The organism is Aequorivita antarctica (assembly GCF_007997155.1).
Lineage (GTDB): Bacteria > Bacteroidota > Bacteroidia > Flavobacteriales > Flavobacteriaceae > Aequorivita > Aequorivita antarctica.
On sequence record NZ_VORT01000041.1, the window covers coordinates 1 to 1,053 of the forward strand.

Consider the following 1,053-nt stretch of genomic DNA (forward strand, 5'->3'; position numbering starts at 1 on the left):
TCGTTTACCAAAGTGGTGATACAGATGGCGACGGTAAATTGGATGTAACAGAAACATGGATCTACACAGCTACATCCTATACCATCACACAGGATGATATAGACACGGGCAGTGTGACCAACCAAGCTACCGCTGTTGGAACCCCACCGGTAGGAGATGATGTTGATGATCTTTCAGGAACTCAGGTTGACAATGACGATGCTACGGTAATCGAACTCTGTCAGAACGCTGACATCGCAATTGTGAAAACAGGGATCTTTAACGATGAGAACCAAAATAGCTGTTCTGATGTTGATGAGACAATCAGTTACACCTTCACGGTAACCAATGAAGGAAATGTGAGCTTGAGTAATGTATCAGTTACCGATCCATTAATAGCTACAATCACTGGTCCAATTGGTGATACTGATGGGGATGGCGAGCTTGATGTTACTGAAACATGGGTTTATACAGGAACATATGTTATCGACCAAGTTGATATAGATAAAGGATTTGTGAGAAACCAAGCTACGGCAGAAGGTACAGCACCAGACGCAACGGTAGTGAGCGACCTTTCCGATGAGAGTAGTGTTCTTGAGGATGATCCAACAATAATTGAGCTTTGTCAAGACCCCGCTATCGCAATCGTGAAAACAGGGATCTTCAACGACGAGAACCAAAACAACTGTTCTGATGTTGATGAGACCATCACTTATACATTTACTGTTACAAATGAAGGAAATGTAAGTTTGAGCTTTGTTGAAGTATCTGATCCGATGATTGCGACAATTACTGGTCCAACAGGAGATACAGATGGCGATGGAAAACTTGATGTTACTGAAGTATGGATCTTTACTGGAAACTATGCTATTACACAAGTTAATATAGATGAAGGACAGGTAACAAACCAAGCAACTGTAAAAGGAAAAGACCCTATGGGTATTTTGGTAAGCGATCTTTCTGATGAGAGCAGCGTACTAGAAAATGACCCAACGGTAATCGAACTGTGTCAGAATCCAGTAATTGCAATCGTGAAAACAGGAATCTTGAATGATGAGAACCAAAACGGTTGTA

General features: G+C 41.6%; 1 protein-coding gene. It reads left to right on the forward strand.

All coding sequences use genetic code 11. From position 1 onward, the window contains the following. On the forward strand, positions 1 to 1,053 hold a 1,053-nt coding region (locus ESU54_RS17655; protein ID WP_449369363.1), incomplete at both ends, for a DUF7507 domain-containing protein.